Source organism: Thiobacillus denitrificans, assembly GCF_001530125.1.
Classification (GTDB): domain Bacteria; phylum Pseudomonadota; class Gammaproteobacteria; order Burkholderiales; family Thiobacillaceae; genus Thiobacillus; species Thiobacillus denitrificans_C.
In genome coordinates this window covers 108,447-126,491 of record NZ_LDUG01000021.1, presented here as the reverse complement: position 1 = coordinate 126,491, position 18,045 = coordinate 108,447, and the positions used below count along the sequence as shown (strand labels likewise).

The following is an 18,045-nucleotide window of genomic DNA, read 5'->3' as shown; positions in this document are numbered from 1 at the left end:
AGAGAGATAATATGGCCAAACATGAATACGCGTTTTACCCCGGTTGCTCGTCGCAGAAAGGCGCTTCCGCATCCAACTACTTGACCTCGGTCGAGTCGATGTGCAAGACGCTCGACGTCAAACTGACCGAGATTCCCGACTGGAACTGCTGCGGCGCTTCGATCGGCTACGCCGAGGCCGGCGAACTGCCTCGCCACGTGCTCAACGCGCGCAACTTCGCCTTGTCCGAGCAGCACCTGCCGGGGCAGGAAATCGTCGCCACCTGCGCCGCCTGCTGGCTGGGCGCGCGCGAAACCCGCGAGCGCCTGACGCACTCCGACACGCTGATGTCCGACACCCGCGAAGCGCTGAAGGAAGCGGGCCTCACCATCAACGAAATGCCCAATATCCGTCACATGGTCGAAGTGCTGATCGAAGATCTCGGCTTTGACGAAATGAAAAAGCACGTCGTGCGGCCGCTGGAAGGCGTCAAGATCGCCGGCTACGTCGGTTGCCAGACCAACCGCCCGTTCGGCGTCGATGGCGAATCGTTCGAAAACCCGCAGTATCTCGACAAGATGGTCGAAATGGTCGGCGCCGAATCGATCCCGGAATACGAGCAGAAGGTCACCTGCTGCGGCGGCGCGCTGGCGTTCTCCGAACCCGAAAAGGCGCAGGCGCAGATCAAGGACATCGTCGAGTCGGCCTACGACCACGGCGCCGAAATGATCGTGACACCGTGCCCGCTGTGCCAGGCCAACGTCGAGATCTACCAGGGCCACGTCAACAAGAAATACGGCACCAAGTTCGACATTCCGGTGATGTACTACAGCCAGTTAATGGTCGTCGCCTACGGTGGCAGCGCCAAGGACGCAGGGTTGAACGGCCAGGTCATCAAGGCGCGTCGGCTGGAGGAGATCGCCGCCAAGCCGGTCAAGCGCTGAGTCGTATCAGGCACGGACGAACAGGGGCGAGAGCCCCTGTTTTTCGTTGGGTTGCCCACGCGTGCCGAGCCGGTATGCTTGCGTTTTTTAAGGACGAGTACGACATGAAAAAAGCCAAAGACCTGAATGAACTGATCGACCTGGTGCACGAGGCGGTGTACGAGGTCGACGAATTGCGCGCCTGCCTGGAACACGACGACGAAGAGGCCGCCACCTACACGCCGTATCTCGACTCGCTGGATTCGATGCTGCGCGAACTGCACGAGTCGATGACGTCGGGCAAATATAGCGGCGTGGGTCAGGGCGGGGATCTGGCCTTCATGCCGCTGTTCAAGAAACACGAGCGCAGCATTCCGTTCCGCGAACTGCTGCGCACGATCAATGTGACGCACCGTGAAGGGTATGAGGCCTGAGCCAAGGGAAATGCCTCCGCGGGGGCAGAGGGGAGCCAGGCAGGCTCCTCTTCCTGCGCATTGTGGGCGCGTCGTGTCGGACTGATTATTGGACCGTGAGCTGGTTGTCCACGCGCACCACCCCTTCGACGTTCTGCGCAATCTGAGTGGCGAGTTCCTTTGCCGTGTCACTCTGTACCGGGCCGGTCAGCTTAACGACCCCCTGCTCGGTGTCGACCGAGATATCCAGGCCCTTGAGCGTGTCATCAACCAGGTATTTTCCTTTGATCGTCGCGGTGATCGAGGCGTCGTCGATGGCCTGGCCTGCCTGATCGGCTTTACGTTCCATCGTGTCGCCCATGTCCCTCACCGCGTTTCGGCTGTCCGTGGCGGCATTGTCCATTTTTTCACCGGCAGTCTGGTCTGCAGGCTTGCGGTCGCAACCGGTGGCGAGCAGGGCAAGGCTTGAAGCAAGGGCGATCACTGCAATACTGGATACGTTTTTCATGGGGGTCTCCTGAAGGATGAAAAGAGGTTGAACTAATGCGCTGTTTCGCTTGCTGGGTACGCACCGAGTGGGGACGCTGTTGGTGTCAGCCACGCAGATGAAAATTTAGTTCCAGCGTCTCCCCATATGTATAGGTGAAATTCGCGTAATTTTGTAGGACAAAGGTTAATCGCGCATTAAAGGTCTGTATTGCGCTTCCAGATGGGGCCTGCCTGTCGGCTGCGGCCGGGTGACATACCAGCCTGCATAGGCCAGCGCAGACCCGGCCAACACGACGAGCGCAAGACGAAGCCAGTTTTTTGTTTGAGCATGATTGGGTGACGCGGCACTCAACCGGCCCAATGTAACATTCGGGGGTGCTGAAAACCATCACCCCCGCCACGCTCGAATTCAGGGACGGTGTCCCGTATTCCGCCGTCTACGGCGACATCTACCATTCTGCCGACGGCGGCGCGGGGCAGGCGCGCCATGTGTTCCTGCAGGGCTGCGGTCTGCCGGAACAATGGGCGGGACGCGAAAGCTTTGTCGTGCTGGAAACCGGCTTCGGCACCGGACTGAATTTCCTGGCGACCTGGGCGGCGTGGCGGGTGGATCCGGTGCGCCCCACGCGGCTGCATTTTCTGTCGGTCGAGAAGTATCCGTTCCGCGCCGACGATCTGGCGCGCCTGCATGCGCTGTGGCCGGAATTCTCCGCGCTGTCCAGTGAACTGCGGGCGAACTGGCCGGCGCTGACGTCGGGCTTCCATCGCATCGCGCTCGACGGCGGCCGGGTGCAGCTCACCCTGATGCTGGGCGACGTATTCGACTGTGTGCCCAACGTGCAGGCAGGTGTGGACGCCTTCTATCTGGACGGCTCAGCGTTCGACGGCAATGCCGGTTTGTTGCAACCCAGGCTGTTTGATGAACTGGCGCGGCTGGCCAAGGCCGGTGCGGCGGCCGCGACCTGCACGGTGGCAGCGCCGATGCAGCAAGGCTTAACGGAAGCAGGCTTCGTCTGCGAGGCACGCAGGGGCCATGGCAGTAAGCAGCATTGTCTGAGCGCGCGTTTTGCTGGGAGGTCAAACTGGATTGAATCCGCCATGCCGCAGCATGTCGTCGTGGTTGGTGCCGGCGTGGCGGGGGCGGCCACCGCGCATGCGCTGGCGCAGCGCGGCGTTGCGGTCACCGTGCTGGAGCGCGCCGATTCGCCTGCGCAGGCCGCTTCGGGCAATCCGGTGGCGGTGTTTCGACCGGTGATCTCGCGCGACGACAACCGCGCCAGCCGTCTCACCCGCGCGGCGTTCCTGCATGACCTGCGCGCCTGGGCGGCGCTGGGTGAACAGGTGGAGTGGTCGCGCTGCGGCGTGCTGCATCTGGCTAAGGATGCGGATGCCGCAACGAAGCAGCAACAGGCGCTGGCCGGCACTGCGCCGCCTGCCGATTTCGCGCGCTGGGTCGAGCTGCGCGAGGCGCGCGAGCTGGCCAACTGGCCGGTCGTCGCGCCCGGCGTGTTTTACCCGACGGCGGGCTGGGTGGTGCCGGGAAGCTTGTGCCGCGCCTGGCTCGACCACCCGGCGATCCAGCTCAGGACCGGCTGCGCCGTCGCGCGCGTGCAGGCCGTTGCGGCGGGCTGGCAGGTGCTGGACCGCGACGGCGCGGTGCTGGCCGAAGCCGATGCCGTGGTGCTGGCGAACGCGTGCGATGTCCTGAGCCTGGCGCCCGACCCGGCCTGGCCGCTCCATACCGTGCGCGGGCAGATCACGCAGTTGCCGCCCGGCCGCCTGCCGCAGATCCAGCGGGTGATTGCGCGCGAAGGCTATGTAGCGCCGGGCGGGGGGCAGCTTCTGGTCGGCGCAACCTACGAGCACGATGACGACGACATCACGCCGCGCACGGCAAGCGATCTTGCCAATCTGGCAAGGCTGGAGGCGATCTTGCCGGGAGCGGGTGAACGTTTTGCGAGGGACGCGGTGAGCGGCCGCGCCTCGCTGCGCGCGACGCTGCCGGATCGCCTGCCGATCATGGGGGCGGTCAGCGGGCAACCGGGACTGTTCGTGGCGGCGGGCTATGCCTCGCGCGGCGTGGTGTGGGCGGGCTTGCTGGGCGAGGCGCTGGCCGATCTGATGACGCAACACCCCTTGCCGCTGGAGGCCGAGTTGATGCAGGCGATTGGCCCGGCGCGTTTTACGCGTGCTAAACCAGCCAGATGAAATTGGATTGCACTAAAGATTGCGTTGTTGCAGGAGGACGCTCCCCGGCCGATGGGGCGGTCGTCGCGGCGCGGAGATCGCGGCGAGGGCGCCGGTGCGTGGTTGTTGCCGCGTAAGCGGCTCTACAACCATGGCCTACCCCTTGCGGGTGCTCCTACAGGTGGGGTGCGTAGGAGGGCCGCCCTCGGCCCGATGCAGTGGTGATCGAGGCGGTGCGAAATCGCGGCGAGGGCGCCGGTGCGTGGTTGTTGCCGCGTAAGCGGCTCTACAACCATGGCCTACCCCTTGCGGGTGCTCCTACAGGTCAGGGTTGTCTTAGACGGCTCGCCCTCAGGCTGAAAGCAAGGCTATAACCCTATCCAGGCCGTTTAATCATCAGGCAGCGGTGAGCGGTTTGCCTTTGCGCGCGGCGACCGCGAGGCCGGCCTGGTCGTACAGGCCGCCCTGGCTGGTTGCGCTGTGGACCAGCACATTGAGCGCTTGTCGGGTGGAGGCCAGGCGCAGCTCGATCAGCGCGCCGATGCGCTGGTTCATCGCCTGGGCTGCTTGTTCCATGTCGCGCAGCTGCTGCCAGTGGGTACGTGCTTCGGGCTGGCCAAGCTGCGCCAGCCAGGAATCCATCCCGGCGTGATCGGGCGTGTGGCCGGCAGCCTGCAGATCGGCAAGACGGTTTCGCGCATGCTCGCTCACGGTCTGCAACTGGGTCAGTTTGGTGGTGTTCAGCCCCGCCAGGCGGTCGGCGGCGCCTTCGATCAGCGCCTGTTCCTCTTCCTGCAGCACCTGCAGCAATGCCTGCCACGCGGTATTTTCCACCTTCAGCCTGGCAAGCAGGGACGGGTTGTCGTGCGACGGTTTATTTGGCGACACGGAGCATCTCCTTCACCGAGTCGATCAGGCCATCGGCGATATTTTCGGGTTTGATGGTGTACTGGCCGCTGGCGATGGCTTGCTTGATGCTGTCCACACGCGCCCGGTCGATAACCGGAATCGCTGCAAGCTGGGTTTCCAGTTGTTTCAGCTTGGCGGCGCGCTGACTCAGGGTGACAGCGGTCTGCTCGGTGTCGGCACGCGTGTTCGCCTGCGCCTGGGCGGGGCGGTTTTCGCCGGCGGCCGGCAGCGTAACGGGCTTCTGTCCGGGATCAATTTTCATGGCGGGTTCCTGGTTCGGGTCAGCAGAACGGGGCTGATATTTTTCAAGCTATGTCAGTAACGTCAATTTGCAAATTTACTGAAGCCGGGTGGTCGACTCAAAAGCTGACCACCACCTGCTGGCCGTCCTGCGCCACGCCGCTGACCACCTGGCCGGAGCGGGTTTTCACCCGCACCCGGTCGCCGCGGCTGGCATTCGCCAGCGCCTGGCCCTGACTCTGGACGGAAAACCCCGGGCCGTTCATCACCAGGCGGGTGGTCTGTCCCTGCTGCACCACCAGCGGCGGACGTAATAGCGCATTGCGCAGCGGCGCGCCGGCAGCCAGCCCGGAAACCGCGCGATACCCTAGCATCGCATCGGCATCGGTGACGACGTCGGCGGGCAGGCTGCCGAGGTCGCCCTCGCGCAGGGTGATGTCGGCCGCGGTCAGCACGTGGTTGGCGGGCAGCGGCTGGCGGGTCACGACATAATTTCCGATCACGCGTACCTGGGCGGACAGGTAAACCGTCCATGGGGTCGGCGCCAGGCAGCGCACCCCCACGGTGAGCTTGCCGGTGCTGCGGCTGCCCGCCGGCTGAAAGGTATCGAGCGCCGCACAGGCCGGCAGCGAACTGCGCGGCGGGTTGACTTGAATCGACACCTTGCCGGGCAGGCCGCCGGTTTGCGTTTTCAGGAAGCGTTCGGCGTGCGCCTGCAGCGCGGCCGGGTCTTGCCGATCCGACGCGTGGGCGACGGCCGACACGCACAGGCACGCGGCGGCCAGCCACATTCGGTGGGCTCGTCTACCTGCATGGGGTGCACCTGCTGCCATCTGCGACTCCTCGACTCGACTTCTCACACTGCGCCATTGTAGGAAGCGGCGCGCCATCTTAAGCGTCGAAATGGGCGGGCTTTTTGCCGCTTATCGTGCGATTGGATGGACAGGCGCGTGTCTAGGATGCAGTCATCGCAAAAAGGCTTTGCGGCACACGCAGCAAAGTAACGAGGTGACGACCATGCTGAACCGGCTGGATGACATGCTGAGCTTTCACACCCAGGCGCTGCGCGTTCGCGACCAGCGCCAGCAGGTGCTGGCGTCGAATATCGCCAACGCCGACACGCCCAACTACAAGGCGCGCGACCTGGATTTCAAGTCCGCCCTGCAGGGCGCGCTCAAGGGCGCACCCGTGGCGGGCGGAACGACGCTGGCCACCACGACAGCGGGGCACCTGGCGGGCAAGCCCGGCCTGGGCGCCGACGCGGGGCTGCTGTACCGCACCCCGGCGCAGGGCAGCGTCGACGGCAACACGGTGGACATGGACGCCGAGCGCGCCGCCTTTGCCGACAACGCCATTCATTATGAATTCAACCTGACCCGGATCAGCCAGCAGATCAAAGGCATGCTGGCCGTCATTCAGGGATAAGGCAGGAATAAGGAGTCTAGCGCATGTCTCTATTCGATATTTTCAGCGTGGCCGGATCGGCCATGAATGCCCAGTCGCAGCGGCTCAATGCCGTCGCCAGCAACTTGGCCAACGCCGATAGTGCAACCAGCGCCAACGGCGAAGCCTACCGGGCCAAGCAGGTGGTGTTTGCCGCCACCCCGGTGGGCACGAACGGTGCAACCGGCGTCAACGTGGCCGCGGTGATCGATGATCCGTCGCCGATGAAGCTGGTGTACGACCCGAAGAATCCGCTCGCCGACGACAAGGGCTACGTGACCATGCCCAACGTCAATGTGGTGGAGGAAATGGTCAACATGATTTCAGCCTCGCGTTCGTATCAGTCCAACGTGGAAATGATGAACACCACCAAAACCCTGCTGCTCAAGACCCTGAGCCTGGGTCAATGATCAGTTGAAAATGTAAAAAGGACACGCCATGACTACGGTACAAGACGCAAGCAATGTCAGCAGCCTGTTCGGCGCCGGCGCGGCCAAGGCAACCAAGAACGGCACCAAGGAAACGGAAGACCGGTTTCTGACCCTGCTGGTTGCGCAGATGAAGAACCAGGATCCGCTGAATCCGCTCGACAACGCCCAGGTGACCAGCCAGTTGGCGCAGCTGTCCACGGTGCAGGGCATCGAAAACATGAACACAACCCTGCAGTCGCTGGCAACCAGCATGGGCGTCAATCAGATGGCGCAGGCCGCCAACCTGATCGGACGCGCCGTGCTGGTGCCGGGCGACAGCATCAGCCCCGCCCAGATGGAGGATGTGATCGGCTTCGATCTGTCGCGTCCGGCCGACAAGGTGACGGTCGATATTCTGGATGCCGGCGGCGGCGTGGTGCGCAGCCTTGACCTGGGGCCGCGTGAAGACGGGGTCAACGTGCTGGCCTGGGATGGACTGACCAGTAATGGTGCTGCCGCGCCGGATGGCGCATACAGCTTCAAGATCAACGCCGCCCAGGGCGGCCAGCCGGTCAGCAGCACCGCCCTGCATCTGGGGCTGGTCAACAGCGTCTCGCAGGGCAGCCAGGGCGTGCAGCTGAACCTGGCGGGCAACGAGAGCGTGAGTTATGCCGAGATCCGGCAGATTTTTTGAGTACGGCAGCGTGAACCTGACTATTAAACCGGTCGCAATCATCACAAGGAGCAGAACATGAGTTTTCAGCAAGGCTTGAGCGGCCTCAATGCCGCCGCAAAGAATCTGGATGTCATCGGCAACAACGTCGCCAACTCCGGCACGGTGGGGTTCAAGCAGTCGCAGGCCCAGTTTGCCGACGTCTATGCCAACTCGCTCACCGGCGCCGGCGGCGCCAATGTCGGCATCGGCACCAAGGTTGCGCTGGTGGCCCAGCAGTTCACCCAGGGCAATATCACGGCGACCAACAACCCGCTGGACATGGCCATCAACGGCGGCGGTTTCTTCCGCATGGACAACAATGGCGAGGTCACCTATCAGCGCAACGGCCAGTTCCAGCTCGACCGCATGGGCTTCATCGTCAATCCGACCGGCGCCAAGCTGACCGGCTACACGGCGAATGCCAGCGGCGCGCTGCTGACCGGCGCGCCGTCGCCCCTGAGCATCAACACCGCCGACTTGACGCCGCAGATCACCACCGAAGTGAATGCCGTGCTCAACCTGGATTCCGGCAGCACGCCAATTGATGCGGCAACCATCCCCTTCGACATGAATGACCCGGACACCTTTCACAGTTCGACGGCGGTTTCGGTCTACGACAGCCTGGGCAACGCCCAGACGCTGCAAACCTTCTATGTGTTACGGCCGCCTGTAGCACCCGCGACAATCGGCGCCTGGGATGTGTACGCTGCCAATGACGGCGTGCCAATTGGTTATGTCCCACCGGCTGCACCCGTCACAGTTGCCAGCCTGAGTTTCAACACGAGCGGGATCCTGCAGACGGCGATGCCGATTGCCCCCGCCGTTGGCGTTCCGGCGACGGCAGCGGGCGCCACGTCTCCATTCCCCGTCACCCTCGATTTCACCGGCTCTACCCAGTTCGGCTCTGCCTTCAGCGTCAACACGCTGAACCAGGACGGCTACACCTCGGGGCGTCTGGCCGGCTTCAACATCGGCGCCGATGGCATGGTGCTGGGACGCTATACCAACGGCCAGTCAGCGATTCTGGGCCAAGTGGTGCTGGCCAATTTCGCCAACCCCAATGGCCTGCAGCAACTGGGCAACAACATGTGGGCCGAGACCGCGACCTCGGGCAATCCGCTGGTGGGCACGCCCGACTCGGGCAGCCTGGGCGTGCTGCAGTCGTCGGCGGTGGAGGACTCCAACGTCGACCTGACCGCCGAGCTGGTCAACATGATCACCGCCCAGCGGGTGTATCAGGCCAACGCGCAGACCATCAAGGCCCAGGATGCGGTGATGCAGACCCTGGTCAACCTGCGCTAAGCCTGACTTGATGACCCACTGAGGAGGCTGTATGGACCGTCTCATCTACACCGCCATGTCCGGCGCGAAGCACATCCTGGAACAGCAGGCGACCACTTCGCACAACCTGGCGAATGCGACCACCACCGGCTTTCGCGGGCAGATCGACCAGTTCCGCGCGGTGCCGGTGCAGGGCGCGATCCTGCCGACCCGCGCCTTCGTGGTCGATTCCACTACCGGCAGCGATTTCCGCGGCGGCGCGATCCAGCACACCGGTCGTGAGCTCGATGTGGCGGTGCAGGGCGACGGCTGGATTGCGGTGCAGGCCGCAGACGGCAGCGAGGCCTATACCCGCAACGGCAGCCTGAAGCTGGACGAGAACGGGCTGCTGCTGACGCGCGACGGCCTCACGGTGCTGGGCGACGGCGGCCCGCTGTCGATTCCACCCGGCCGCAACATCGCGGTGGCCAAGGACGGCACGATTTCGCTGGTGCCCGACGGCTCCGCCGCCACCGGCCTGACCTCGGTCGGGCGCATGAAGCTGGTGAATCCGGCGCAAGCCGACCTGGTGCGCGGTGACGACGGCCTGTTTCGTCTGCAAGACGGCAATGCGGCAGCGGCCGATCCCAAGGTGGCGCTGATCAGCGGCGCGCTGGAGTCCTCCAACGTCAACGTCGTCGATGAAATGGTCAACATGATTTCGCTGGCGCGCCAGTTCGACATGCAGATGAAACTGCTGCAACGCGCCGAAGACAACGACAGCAAGGCAGCCCAGCTGCTGAGCATGAGTTGAAAACCTTTTCACCACAGAGGCACAGAGGCACAGAGGCACAGAGATGAACATCCATAGGAATCAGGTTTGGCCGTATGGCAGGCAGCGAATTTCTGAATTTCTCTGTGCCTCTGTGCCTCTGTGCCTCTGTGCCTCTGTGGTTAGTGGTTTAAACGCTTTAATTAAGGAGCCGACATGATTCGCTCACTATGGATTGCCAAGACCGGTCTGGATGCGCAGCAGACGCAGATGGACGTGATTTCCAACAACCTCGCCAACGTCAGCACCAGCGGCTTCAAGCGCTCGCGTGCGGTGTTCGAGGACTTGCTGTACCAGACCATCCGCCAGCCCGGCGCACAATCGTCCGAACAGACGCAGCTGCCGTCCGGCCTGCAGATCGGCACCGGGGTGAAGCCGGTGGCCACCGAGCGCATCTTCACCCAGGGCAACCTGCAGCAGACCGGCAACGCCAAGGATGTGGCGATTCAGGGCAACGGCTTCTTTCAGGTGCTGATGCCCGATGGCACCACGTCCTACAGCCGCGACGGCTCCTTCCAGGCTGACGCCAATGGCCAGCTGGTCACCTCCAGCGGCTACGCGGTGCAGCCGGCCATCACCATCCCGGCCGACACGCAAAGCCTGACCATCGCGCGCGACGGCACGGTGTCGATCACGCAGCCGGGATCGGCTACCGCGACCGCCATCGGCACGTTGCAACTGGCGATGTTCGTCAACCCGGCCGGCCTGCAGAGCCTGGGTGAAAACCTCTACGGCGAAACCGCCGCGTCCGGCACGCCGAGTTCCAACGCGCCCGGCAGCAACGGCGCCGGCCTGCTCAATCAGGGCTACGTCGAAACCTCGAACGTCAACGTGGTGGAAGAACTGGTCAACATGATCCAGACCCAGCGTGCGTACGAGATCAACAGCAAGGCCATCCAGACATCCGACCAGATGCTGCAGCGCCTGACCCAGCTTTGAGGCTTGCCATGAATGCGCGTCTTGAACCGGGCCACCCCGTCGCGAATGCCGGCGCCATGCCAGCGTCCGCATTCGGCCCGGGGGCGGGCCTCCTACAAGACCGCGGACCTGTAGGAGGGGCGCCCTCGCCCCGAATTTCGCACCGGACCAGCCTTCATGGCTTCGGCCTGTCTGCGGCATCCCTGAGGCTGCAGCACGCATTCGTTATGCTGGCCGGGTTACTGGCGCTGGCCGGCTGCGGCACCACGCCGACGTCCATCGTGGAGCATCCGACCACCGCACGTCCGCAAACCCCGCCCGCGCAGATGGCCAGCAATGGCGCCATCTATCAGACGGCCACTTATCGCCCGCTGTTCGAAGACCGGCGCGCACGTCACGTCGGCGACGTGCTGACCATCGTCATCAACGAGCGGACTCAGGCCGGCAAGCAGGCGTCGTCCAGTGCGTCGAAGGACAGCGAGGTCGATTCGTCGATCAGCGCGGTCGCCGGACTGTCGCTCAAATCGCTGCAGAAGCTGGGCGTGAATGCCGATTCGTCGAGCCAGTACGCCGACAAGTCGGCGCTCAATTCCAGCAATACTTTCAGCGGCAACGTCACCGTCACGGTGATCGAAGTGCTGCCCAACGGCAACCTGATCGTCGCCGGCGAAAAACAGATTGCGCTCGACAAGGGCACCGAATACATCCGCCTGTCGGGTGTGGTGCAGCCCGACACCATCCAGGCGGGCAACACCGTGTCGTCGGCCAAGGTGGCGGACGCGCGCCTCGAATACCGCACCAGCGCCAAGTTCGACACGGCCGAAGTGATGGGCTGGCTGGGCCGCTTTTTCCTGAGTTTCATTCCTTTATGAAACCGAACCTTTCACCACAGAGATATGTCCTGCAGGGACGGTATCCCTTGGGACACGGAGACACAGAGATGATTGAAAAAATGATGAGATGTCATTGCGCTTGCACTCGCCCGATGGGTGACGCAGGAAGGCGAAACAATCCATTTGTTTTCCTCTGTGCCTCTGTGCCTCTGTGGTTCAATTTTTCAGGATAAATGGTGGGCACCATGACCATTTCACGTCTGTTAATGCTGGCCGCGCTGTTGCTCTCCGGCATGGCGCACGCCGAGCGCATCAAGGACATCGCGGCCATTCAGGGCGTGCGCATCAACCAGCTGGTGGGCTACGGCCTGGTGGTGGGCCTGGACGGCAGCGGCGACCAGACCACGCAAACGCCGTTCACCGTGCGGAGCGTCACCAACATGCTGACGCAGATGGGGGTCAATCTGCCGCCCGGCACCAACATGCAGCTGAAGAACGTCGCCGCGGTGATGGTGACCGCCGAACTGCCGCCGTTCGCCCAGGCCGGGCAGGCCATTGACATCACGGTGTCGTCGATCGGCAATGCCAAGAGCCTGCGCGGCGGCACCCTGGTGATGGCCCCGCTGAAAGGCGCCGACGGGCTGGTCTACGCGATGGCGCAGGGCAACCTGGTGGTCGGCGGCGCCGGCGCGTCGGCCAACGGCAGCCAGGTGCAGATCAATCATCTGAGCGTCGGCCGCATCCCCGCCGGCGCGACGGTCGAGCGCAGCATCACCACCGTGCTGGGCGAATCCGGCAGCATTAATCTGGAATTACGGCAAAGTGATTTCACCACCGCCAGCCGGGTGGTCGACGCAGTGAACGCACGTTTCGGCCAGGACACCGCGCGCGCCCTCAACGGCCGCGTGATCCAGGTGAGAACGCCGGTCGGCGACAGCGAGCGGGTGGCTTTTCTGGGCGCGATAGAAAGCCTCGAGGTCAGCCCCGCGCAAGCGCGGGCCTTGGTCATCATCAACGCGCGCACCGGCTCAGTGGTGATGAACCGGGCCGTCATGCTCGACCCCAGCGCGGTGTCGCACGGCAACCTGTCGGTGGTCATCAGCACCGAACCGGTCATCAGCCAGCCCGCGCCATTTTCCAAAGGCCAGACGGTGGTCGTCGCGCAGTCGCAGATCGAAATCCGCCAGCAGCCGGGAGAAGTCATGCTGCTCAAGGGCAGCGCGTCGCTCTCCGACGTGGTGAAGGCGCTCAATTCCATCGGCGCCACCCCGCAGGACCTGCTGGCGATTTTGCAGGCACTGAAGGCATCGGGCGCGTTGCGTGCCGAGCTGGAGGTCATTTGATGAATAGGGGTGAAAACCGCTCACCACAGAGGCACAGAGGCACAGAGGCACAGAGGTTTTTAGTGCGGCGCTTGTGCATGTCTTCAACAACGACAACGGAAATGGTTTCCTCTGTGTCTCTGTGCCTCTGTGGTTAATGGTTGGAATGTCGACATGATTGGCGGCGCCGACCTCACATCGAAATTCGCGCTCGACGTCCAGGGCGTCAACCAGCTCAGGCTCGATGCCAAAAATGCGTCACCCGAGGCGCTGAAGCAGGCGGCGCAACAGTTCGAGGCGGTGTTCATGAACATGCTGATGAAAAGCATGCGCGAGGCCACCCCGCAGGACGGCATGTTCGACAGCGAACAGACCCGCATGTACACCTCGATGCTCGACCAGCAGCTGACGCAGCGCATGGCCAGCCGCGGCATCGGCCTGGCCGAGGTGATGGTGCGCCAGCTCTCCAGCGCGCTGAATGTGCCCCCGCCGGGCGAGGGCGCCGCACCTGGCACCGAGGGTGCAACAGGCTTCCCATTGAATGTCCCGCAAGGGAACTCCGATCCACTACGCGCTAAAGCGCGTGTGGAGTCGTATGCCCCACAAGGGGACTCCGATCCACTACGTACTCAAGTCCTGCATCGTCAAGGCGGGATGTCGTCGTATGCCCCACAAGGGGACTCCGATCCACTACGTGCTAAAGCGCGTGTGGAGTCGTATGCCCCGGCGCACGTCGAGGCCTTTGTGCAGCGGCTGCTGCCGCACGCCCAGGCGGCGAGCGCCAGCACCGGCATTCCCGCCCGCTTCATGCTGGGGCAGGCGGCGCTCGAGTCCGGCTGGGGCAAGGCTGAAATCCGTGGGGCCGACGGCCAGAACAGTCACAACCTGTTCGGCATCAAGGCGGGGGCCAGCTGGAAAGGCCAAACGGTCGACATCGTCACCACCGAATACGTCAACGGCAAGCCGCAGAAACAGGTGGACACGTTCCGCGCCTACGATTCCTATGCCGACTCCTTCCGCGACTACGCCAACCTGCTGCGCGGCAACGCGCGCTACCAGAACGTGATCGCGCAGGGACAGGATGCGGCCGGCTTTGCCCAGGGCCTGCAGCAGGCCGGTTATGCCACCGACCCGAAATACGCCCAGAAGCTGATGAGCGTGATTCGCCTGGTTGAAACCACCTGACTCAAGAAACCGGAGAATCTGCCGATTCCTCCCCCAATAGCACTGATCCCCTCCAATCCTGACCCGCGTGCATAGCTAAATGGCAACCAACATTCTCGGCATCGGTCAGAGCGCCCTCGCAGCCGCACAGGTGGGGCTCAGCACGGCCGGCCACAATATCGCGAATGCCGCAACGCCGGGCTTCAGCCGTCAGGTCGTGGTGCAGGGTGCGGCCCAGCCGCAAAGTTTCGGCTTTGGCTTCATGGGGCAGGGCACCGAGATCTCCACGGTCAAGCGCATTTACAGCGAGTTCCTCGGTAGCCAGGTGCGCACCGCGCAGACCACGAAAAGCGGACTCGACAGTTACTACGCCCAGATCAAGCAGATCGACAACATGCTGGCTGACCCCGCTTCCGGACTGTCGCCTGCCTTGCAGAGCTTCTTCAGCGGGATCCAGGAACTGGCCTCCAATCCCGCGTCGATACCCGCGCGTCAGGCGGCGCTGTCGTCGGCCGAATCGCTGGCGGCGCGTTTTCAGAGCATGGCCGGGCGGCTCGACGAAATCGAGCAGGGCGTCAACAGCCAGATCACGTCGGGCGTCAACGCCATCAACAGCTATGCCAAGCAGATTGCGCAGCTGAACGATGCCATCGGCCGCGCTCAGGGCGCAAGCGGTCAGCCTGCCAACGACCTGCTCGACCAGCGTGACCAGCTGATTCTCGATCTCAACAAGGAAATTCGGGCGACGGTCGTCAAGCAGGGCGACGGTGGCTACAACGTTTTCATCGGCAATGGCCAGCCGCTGGTGGTCGGGGTGACAACGTCCTCGCTCACCACGATGGGTTCACTCACCGACCCCGAAAGAATCGAGGTGGCTTACCAGACCACCAGTGGCCCCGTCATGGTGGGCAAGTCCAGCCTGGGCGGCGGCAAGCTGGGCGGCGTGCTCGAATTTCGCAGCCAGTCGCTGGAGCCGGCGCAGAAAGCGCTTGATGACCTCGCCATCGGTCTCGCCACCACGTTCAATGCCCAGCATCGCCTGGGGCAGGATCTCGACGGCAACCTTGGCGGTGATTTCTTCGTTGTCCCCACTGCCCAGGCGGGGGCATCCGGCTTTGGCGTCGCGATCAACGATCCCAGGCTGATCGCTGCCGCTGCGCCCATCCGGACTGCAGCCACAACCGGCAACGCCGGATCGGGCGCCATCAGCGCGGGTACGGTCGACAGCAACTACACGACGCCGCTTCCCGCACCGGTGACGCTGACTTACGATGGGCTGGCCGACGTATTCAACGTATCGCCTGCTACCGCGGTGACGGTGACCGAAGCCGGCCCCCCTCCCACCACCAGCACCATTGCTTCCGGCAATCCCGTGCCCTATACCCCAGGCGCCACCATCAGCTTCGGCGGCATCAGCTTCACAATCAGCGGTACGCCGGCCGGCGGCGATCAATTCACCGTGGGCCCCAACACCGGCGGCGTCGGCGACAACCGCAACGCCCTGCTGCTGGGCGCGCTGCAAACCACCAACACCATGAACGGTGGCACCACCACCTATCAGGGCGCCTATTCGCAGCTGGTCAGCCAGATCGGCAACAAGACCCGTGAGCTTGATGTGACCAGCAGCGCAGCGGGCAAGCTGCTGTCCGAGGCGAACCTCTCGCTGCAGGCCGAGTCGGGCGTCAACCTCGACGAAGAGGCGACCAACCTGTTGCGTTACCAGCAGGCCTATCAGGCGGCCGGCAAGGTGATGCAGATTGCCAGTCAGATGTTCGACGTGCTGCTTTCGCTCGGACGATAAGGAGACACGACATCATGCGCATCAGCACCCAAACCCTGTTTGAAACCGGCGCTGCCCGGCTCGGCGAACTGCAGTCCGGCCTGGTCAAGACGCAGCAGCAAATTGGAACGGGCCGGCGCATCCTGTCGCCGTCGGATGACCCGGTTGCCGCCGCGCGCGCCCTCGAGGTCACCCAATCGCAGTCGCTCAACACCCAGTACGGCGTCAACCGCCAGTACGCCAAAAGCGCGCTCGGCGCGGTAGAGGGCACGCTGTCGAGCGTGACGGCACTGCTGCAGGACGTGAAAACCACCGTTATCGCGGCAGGCAATGGTTCGTACAGCGATACGGAACGCGGTTTTTTGGCCACCGAATTGCGCGGCCGCTTCGAACAACTGCTGGGGCTGGCCAACAGCCGCGATGCAACGGGCAACTACCTGTTCTCCGGATTCCAAACCACAACGGCTCCGTTTGAAGAGACAGCAATCGTCACCGGGACCGTCACGATAGCCAGCGCCGCGTATCAGGGCGACCAGGGGCAGCGGCTGATGCAGGTCGATGCCACGCGCCAGATGGCAGTCAGCAATCCGGGGCAGACCGTGTTCCAGGACGGTGATCAGGGTATCTTCCAGACGCTTGGGGCGCTCATTGAACAGCTTAAAACACCCGGCACCACGGGGCTGACAGCCGCGCTGGCTACCGCCAACAACAATGTGGACCTGGCGCTGGACAACGTGCTCACGGTCCGTGCGTCGGTCGGCTCGCGCCTGCAGGAACTCGATGCGCTCGACAATGCGGGCGAGGATCGTCATATCCAGTACAGCCAGATACTGTCCGACTTGCAGGATCTCGATTACGCCCAGGCGCTGACGCAGCTCTCGCAGCAGCAGATCACGCTCGAAGCCGCGCAGCGCTCCTTCGTGAAGATATCGGGCCTGTCGCTATTCAACTTCCTGTGATCCCAGCCATGATTGCCAACGACATGTCGCCGAGCGAGCGATTGAACGCGCAGGTGATGCATCTGTTGTCCGGCGTGTCGGAGCACGGCGACCAGCATCTGGCCGAAGTGGAGCGCGATCTGGTGCAGATGGACGTGCTGCTGGACGAGGCCATCAAAAAGCTGTGCGCGAGCTTCATGGCGATCCATCACGCAGTCGACCTGCAGCAGGAAGCCCTGGATGGCCTGCTGGGCGACGGGATGCAATCTCCAGAGTCCGTGGCGCGCATCGAGGCGCTGCGCGGCGAGATCAGGCAGCATGTCGGCGCCGCGGTGACCGGCCTGCAGTTTCAGGACATGACCAGCCAGCTGATCGGCCGCATGGTGCAACACCTGGCCGGTCTGCGCGACGTGTTTGGCGCACTCGACACCAGCGAATCGGTTCTGCCGGAAAGCAATAATGAAGTCCTGCTGGCAACGTTGAGCCACATCAGCGACCGGGTAGGGGCGTGTTGCACCGAACGGGCAGGCGGCGTGCGCAGCACGGTCAACCAGCGTCACATGGATAGCGGCGACATCGAGCTGTTTTGAGATTTTGAAATACCGGGCACCAGTCCGAACATGGAAAGAGCGGGAGCAACAATGATGAAAACAATACTTGCAGTGGATGACTCGGGCTCGCTGCGCCAGATGCTTTCATTCAGCCTGAAAGCCGCAGGTTATGGCGTGATCGAGGCGGTGGACGGGCAGGATGGCCTGAACAAGGCGAAGCAGCACCAGGTGGATCTGGTGCTGACCGACCAGAACATGCCGGGCATGGATGGCCTGAGCCTGATCAAGGCGCTGCGCGGACTGAAGAATTACCAAAGCGTGCCGATTCTCATGTTAACGACCGAGTCCGGTGACGACATCAAGGCCATGGGCCGTGCAGCAGGCGCCAATGGCTGGCTGGTGAAGCCCTTCGACCCGGCGCGGCTGACCGAAGTGGTGAAAAAGCTGATTGGCTGAGTCGCAGCCAGACAACACGAAACAAGCCGCACAACAAACACGGAGTCCCAGCATGACAATCGATATGAGCCAGTTCTACCAGGTGTTTTTCGACGAAGCGGATGAACTGCTCGCCGAAATGGAAAAGCTGTTGCTCGCGCTCGACGTGTCCGCACCGGATAGCGAGGATCTCAATGCGATCTTTCGCGCTGCGCATTCCATCAAGGGCGGTGCCGCCACCTTCGCTTTCAACGACATCACCGAAGTCACCCACATGCTGGAGTCGCTGCTCGACCGCATCCGC

At 63.3% G+C, this 18,045-nt stretch carries 21 protein-coding genes; 17 read left to right on the top strand and 4 right to left on the bottom strand.

What is annotated here, in order from left to right; genetic code table 11:
* The first annotated feature begins 11 nt into the window (after window positions 1–11).
* Window positions 12–923, top strand: a complete 912-nt coding sequence (locus tag ABW22_RS08795) for a CoB--CoM heterodisulfide reductase iron-sulfur subunit B family protein (protein WP_059755013.1) — start codon at window positions 12–14, stop codon at window positions 921–923.
* A 104-nt stretch (window positions 924–1,027) separates the two neighbouring features.
* Window positions 1,028–1,336: a hypothetical protein gene (locus ABW22_RS08790; RefSeq protein ID WP_059755010.1), complete on the top strand. Its 309-nt coding sequence runs from the start codon at window positions 1,028–1,030 to the stop codon at window positions 1,334–1,336.
* Between the two features lie 85 nt (window positions 1,337–1,421).
* Here ABW22_RS08790 and ABW22_RS08785 read toward each other — a convergent pair whose 3' ends face one another.
* A complete protein-coding gene (locus tag ABW22_RS08785; protein WP_059754999.1) occupies window positions 1,422–1,823 on the bottom strand; it encodes a BON domain-containing protein in 402 nt (133 codons plus the stop codon).
* Between the two features lie 356 nt (window positions 1,824–2,179).
* On the opposite strand from ABW22_RS08785, the gene mnmC reads away from it, so the two are divergent.
* Window positions 2,180–4,012 (top strand): bifunctional tRNA (5-methylaminomethyl-2-thiouridine)(34)-methyltransferase MnmD/FAD-dependent 5-carboxymethylaminomethyl-2-thiouridine(34) oxidoreductase MnmC, encoded by a 1,833-nt coding sequence (gene mnmC / locus ABW22_RS08780; RefSeq protein WP_059754996.1) that lies wholly within the window; start codon window positions 2,180–2,182, stop codon window positions 4,010–4,012.
* Between the two features lie 375 nt (window positions 4,013–4,387).
* On the opposite strand, the gene ABW22_RS08775 is transcribed toward mnmC, so the two are convergent.
* The 3 genes from ABW22_RS08775 to flgA form a co-directional block, all read right to left on the bottom strand.
* The gene (locus ABW22_RS08775; RefSeq protein WP_059754993.1) at window positions 4,388–4,879 is read right to left on the bottom strand and encodes a flagella synthesis protein FlgN; all 492 of its coding nucleotides are present in this window, start codon (window positions 4,877–4,879) and stop codon (window positions 4,388–4,390) included.
* Entirely contained in the window at window positions 4,866–5,162 is a 297-nt protein-coding gene (gene flgM / locus ABW22_RS08770) for a flagellar biosynthesis anti-sigma factor FlgM (RefSeq protein ID WP_059754991.1), read from the bottom strand. Before flgM ends, ABW22_RS08775 begins: the two co-directional genes overlap by 14 nt.
* A 97-nt stretch (window positions 5,163–5,259) precedes the next feature.
* Window positions 5,260–5,931 (bottom strand): flagellar basal body P-ring formation chaperone FlgA, encoded by a 672-nt coding sequence (gene flgA, locus ABW22_RS08765; RefSeq protein ID WP_237763282.1) that lies wholly within the window; start codon window positions 5,929–5,931, stop codon window positions 5,260–5,262.
* Window positions 5,932–6,157: 226 nt separating this feature from the next.
* Between flgA and flgB the strand changes: the two genes are divergently transcribed.
* From flgB to ABW22_RS08695, 14 genes are all read left to right on the top strand, one after another.
* Window positions 6,158–6,565, top strand: coding sequence for a flagellar basal body rod protein FlgB (gene flgB / locus ABW22_RS08760; protein WP_059754986.1), 408 nt, complete (start codon window positions 6,158–6,160; stop codon window positions 6,563–6,565).
* A 23-nt stretch (window positions 6,566–6,588) separates the two neighbouring features.
* Complete coding sequence (flgC, locus tag ABW22_RS08755) at window positions 6,589–6,993, top strand: flagellar basal body rod protein FlgC (RefSeq protein ID WP_059754982.1); 405 nt, start codon at window positions 6,589–6,591, stop codon at window positions 6,991–6,993.
* A gap of 28 nt (window positions 6,994–7,021) precedes the next feature.
* The gene (locus ABW22_RS08750) at window positions 7,022–7,687 is read left to right on the top strand and encodes a flagellar hook assembly protein FlgD (protein ID WP_059754979.1); all 666 of its coding nucleotides are present in this window, start codon (window positions 7,022–7,024) and stop codon (window positions 7,685–7,687) included.
* A 57-nt stretch (window positions 7,688–7,744) separates the two neighbouring features.
* Entirely contained in the window at window positions 7,745–9,010 is a 1,266-nt protein-coding gene (gene flgE / locus ABW22_RS08745; protein WP_059754976.1) for a flagellar hook protein FlgE, read from the top strand.
* A 31-nt stretch (window positions 9,011–9,041) separates the two neighbouring features.
* The gene (gene flgF / locus ABW22_RS08740; protein WP_059754973.1) at window positions 9,042–9,782 is read left to right on the top strand and encodes a flagellar basal-body rod protein FlgF; all 741 of its coding nucleotides are present in this window, start codon (window positions 9,042–9,044) and stop codon (window positions 9,780–9,782) included.
* A 174-nt stretch (window positions 9,783–9,956) separates the two neighbouring features.
* Window positions 9,957–10,739 carry a flagellar basal-body rod protein FlgG gene (flgG, locus tag ABW22_RS08735; protein WP_059754970.1) on the top strand — a complete coding sequence of 261 codons (783 nt, stop codon included), beginning with the start codon at window positions 9,957–9,959 and terminating at the stop codon, window positions 10,737–10,739.
* Between the two features lie 206 nt (window positions 10,740–10,945).
* On the top strand, window positions 10,946–11,590 hold the full coding sequence (locus ABW22_RS08730) for a flagellar basal body L-ring protein FlgH (protein WP_059754966.1): 645 nt from the start codon (window positions 10,946–10,948) through the stop codon (window positions 11,588–11,590).
* Window positions 11,591–11,796: 206 nt separating this feature from the next.
* Window positions 11,797–12,894, top strand: a complete 1,098-nt coding sequence (locus ABW22_RS08725; protein ID WP_059755255.1) for a flagellar basal body P-ring protein FlgI — start codon at window positions 11,797–11,799, stop codon at window positions 12,892–12,894.
* A gap of 153 nt (window positions 12,895–13,047) precedes the next feature.
* Window positions 13,048–14,058, top strand: coding sequence for a flagellar assembly peptidoglycan hydrolase FlgJ (gene flgJ, locus ABW22_RS08720; RefSeq protein WP_059754954.1), 1,011 nt, complete (start codon window positions 13,048–13,050; stop codon window positions 14,056–14,058).
* 79 nt (window positions 14,059–14,137) lie between these two features.
* Window positions 14,138–15,838, top strand: coding sequence for a flagellar hook-associated protein FlgK (gene flgK, locus ABW22_RS08715; RefSeq protein ID WP_059754951.1), 1,701 nt, complete (start codon window positions 14,138–14,140; stop codon window positions 15,836–15,838).
* A 14-nt stretch (window positions 15,839–15,852) separates the two neighbouring features.
* A complete protein-coding gene (flgL, locus tag ABW22_RS08710; RefSeq protein ID WP_059754948.1) occupies window positions 15,853–16,776 on the top strand; it encodes a flagellar hook-associated protein FlgL in 924 nt (307 codons plus the stop codon).
* Window positions 16,777–16,784: 8 nt separating this feature from the next.
* The gene (locus tag ABW22_RS08705; RefSeq protein WP_059754945.1) at window positions 16,785–17,345 is read left to right on the top strand and encodes a hypothetical protein; all 561 of its coding nucleotides are present in this window, start codon (window positions 16,785–16,787) and stop codon (window positions 17,343–17,345) included.
* Between the two features lie 51 nt (window positions 17,346–17,396).
* Entirely contained in the window at window positions 17,397–17,762 is a 366-nt protein-coding gene (locus tag ABW22_RS08700) for a response regulator (protein ID WP_059754943.1), read from the top strand.
* Window positions 17,763–17,814: 52 nt separating this feature from the next.
* The coding region (locus tag ABW22_RS08695) for an Hpt domain-containing protein (protein ID WP_193393291.1) at window positions 17,815–18,045 on the top strand (231 nt) is incomplete at its 3' end.

Excerpts from the sequence above, each read along its gene's own strand:
- flgK (WP_059754951.1), top strand. The coding sequence starts at position 14,138 with ATGGCAACCAACATTCTCGGCATCGGTCAGAGCGCCCTCGCAGCCGCA.
- flgM (WP_059754991.1), bottom strand. The coding sequence starts at position 5,162 with ATGAAAATTGATCCCGGACAGAAGCCCGTTACGCTGCCGGCCGCCGGC.
- ABW22_RS08785 (WP_059754999.1), bottom strand. The coding sequence starts at position 1,823 with ATGAAAAACGTATCCAGTATTGCAGTGATCGCCCTTGCTTCAAGCCTT.
- ABW22_RS08725 (WP_059755255.1), top strand. The coding sequence starts at position 11,797 with ATGACCATTTCACGTCTGTTAATGCTGGCCGCGCTGTTGCTCTCCGGC.
- flgB (WP_059754986.1), top strand. The coding sequence starts at position 6,158 with ATGCTGAACCGGCTGGATGACATGCTGAGCTTTCACACCCAGGCGCTG.
- flgG (WP_059754970.1), top strand. The coding sequence starts at position 9,957 with ATGATTCGCTCACTATGGATTGCCAAGACCGGTCTGGATGCGCAGCAG.
- ABW22_RS08750 (WP_059754979.1), top strand. The coding sequence starts at position 7,022 with ATGACTACGGTACAAGACGCAAGCAATGTCAGCAGCCTGTTCGGCGCC.
- ABW22_RS08730 (WP_059754966.1), top strand. The coding sequence starts at position 10,946 with ATGCTGGCCGGGTTACTGGCGCTGGCCGGCTGCGGCACCACGCCGACG.
- ABW22_RS08705 (WP_059754945.1), top strand. The coding sequence starts at position 16,785 with ATGATTGCCAACGACATGTCGCCGAGCGAGCGATTGAACGCGCAGGTG.
- flgC (WP_059754982.1), top strand. The coding sequence starts at position 6,589 with ATGTCTCTATTCGATATTTTCAGCGTGGCCGGATCGGCCATGAATGCC.
- ABW22_RS08790 (WP_059755010.1), top strand. The coding sequence starts at position 1,028 with ATGAAAAAAGCCAAAGACCTGAATGAACTGATCGACCTGGTGCACGAG.
- flgF (WP_059754973.1), top strand. The coding sequence starts at position 9,042 with ATGGACCGTCTCATCTACACCGCCATGTCCGGCGCGAAGCACATCCTG.
- flgL (WP_059754948.1), top strand. The coding sequence starts at position 15,853 with ATGCGCATCAGCACCCAAACCCTGTTTGAAACCGGCGCTGCCCGGCTC.
- ABW22_RS08700 (WP_059754943.1), top strand. The coding sequence starts at position 17,397 with ATGATGAAAACAATACTTGCAGTGGATGACTCGGGCTCGCTGCGCCAG.
- ABW22_RS08795 (WP_059755013.1), top strand. The coding sequence starts at position 12 with ATGGCCAAACATGAATACGCGTTTTACCCCGGTTGCTCGTCGCAGAAA.
- flgJ (WP_059754954.1), top strand. The coding sequence starts at position 13,048 with ATGATTGGCGGCGCCGACCTCACATCGAAATTCGCGCTCGACGTCCAG.
- flgA (WP_237763282.1), bottom strand. The coding sequence starts at position 5,931 with ATGTGGCTGGCCGCCGCGTGCCTGTGCGTGTCGGCCGTCGCCCACGCG.
- flgE (WP_059754976.1), top strand. The coding sequence starts at position 7,745 with ATGAGTTTTCAGCAAGGCTTGAGCGGCCTCAATGCCGCCGCAAAGAAT.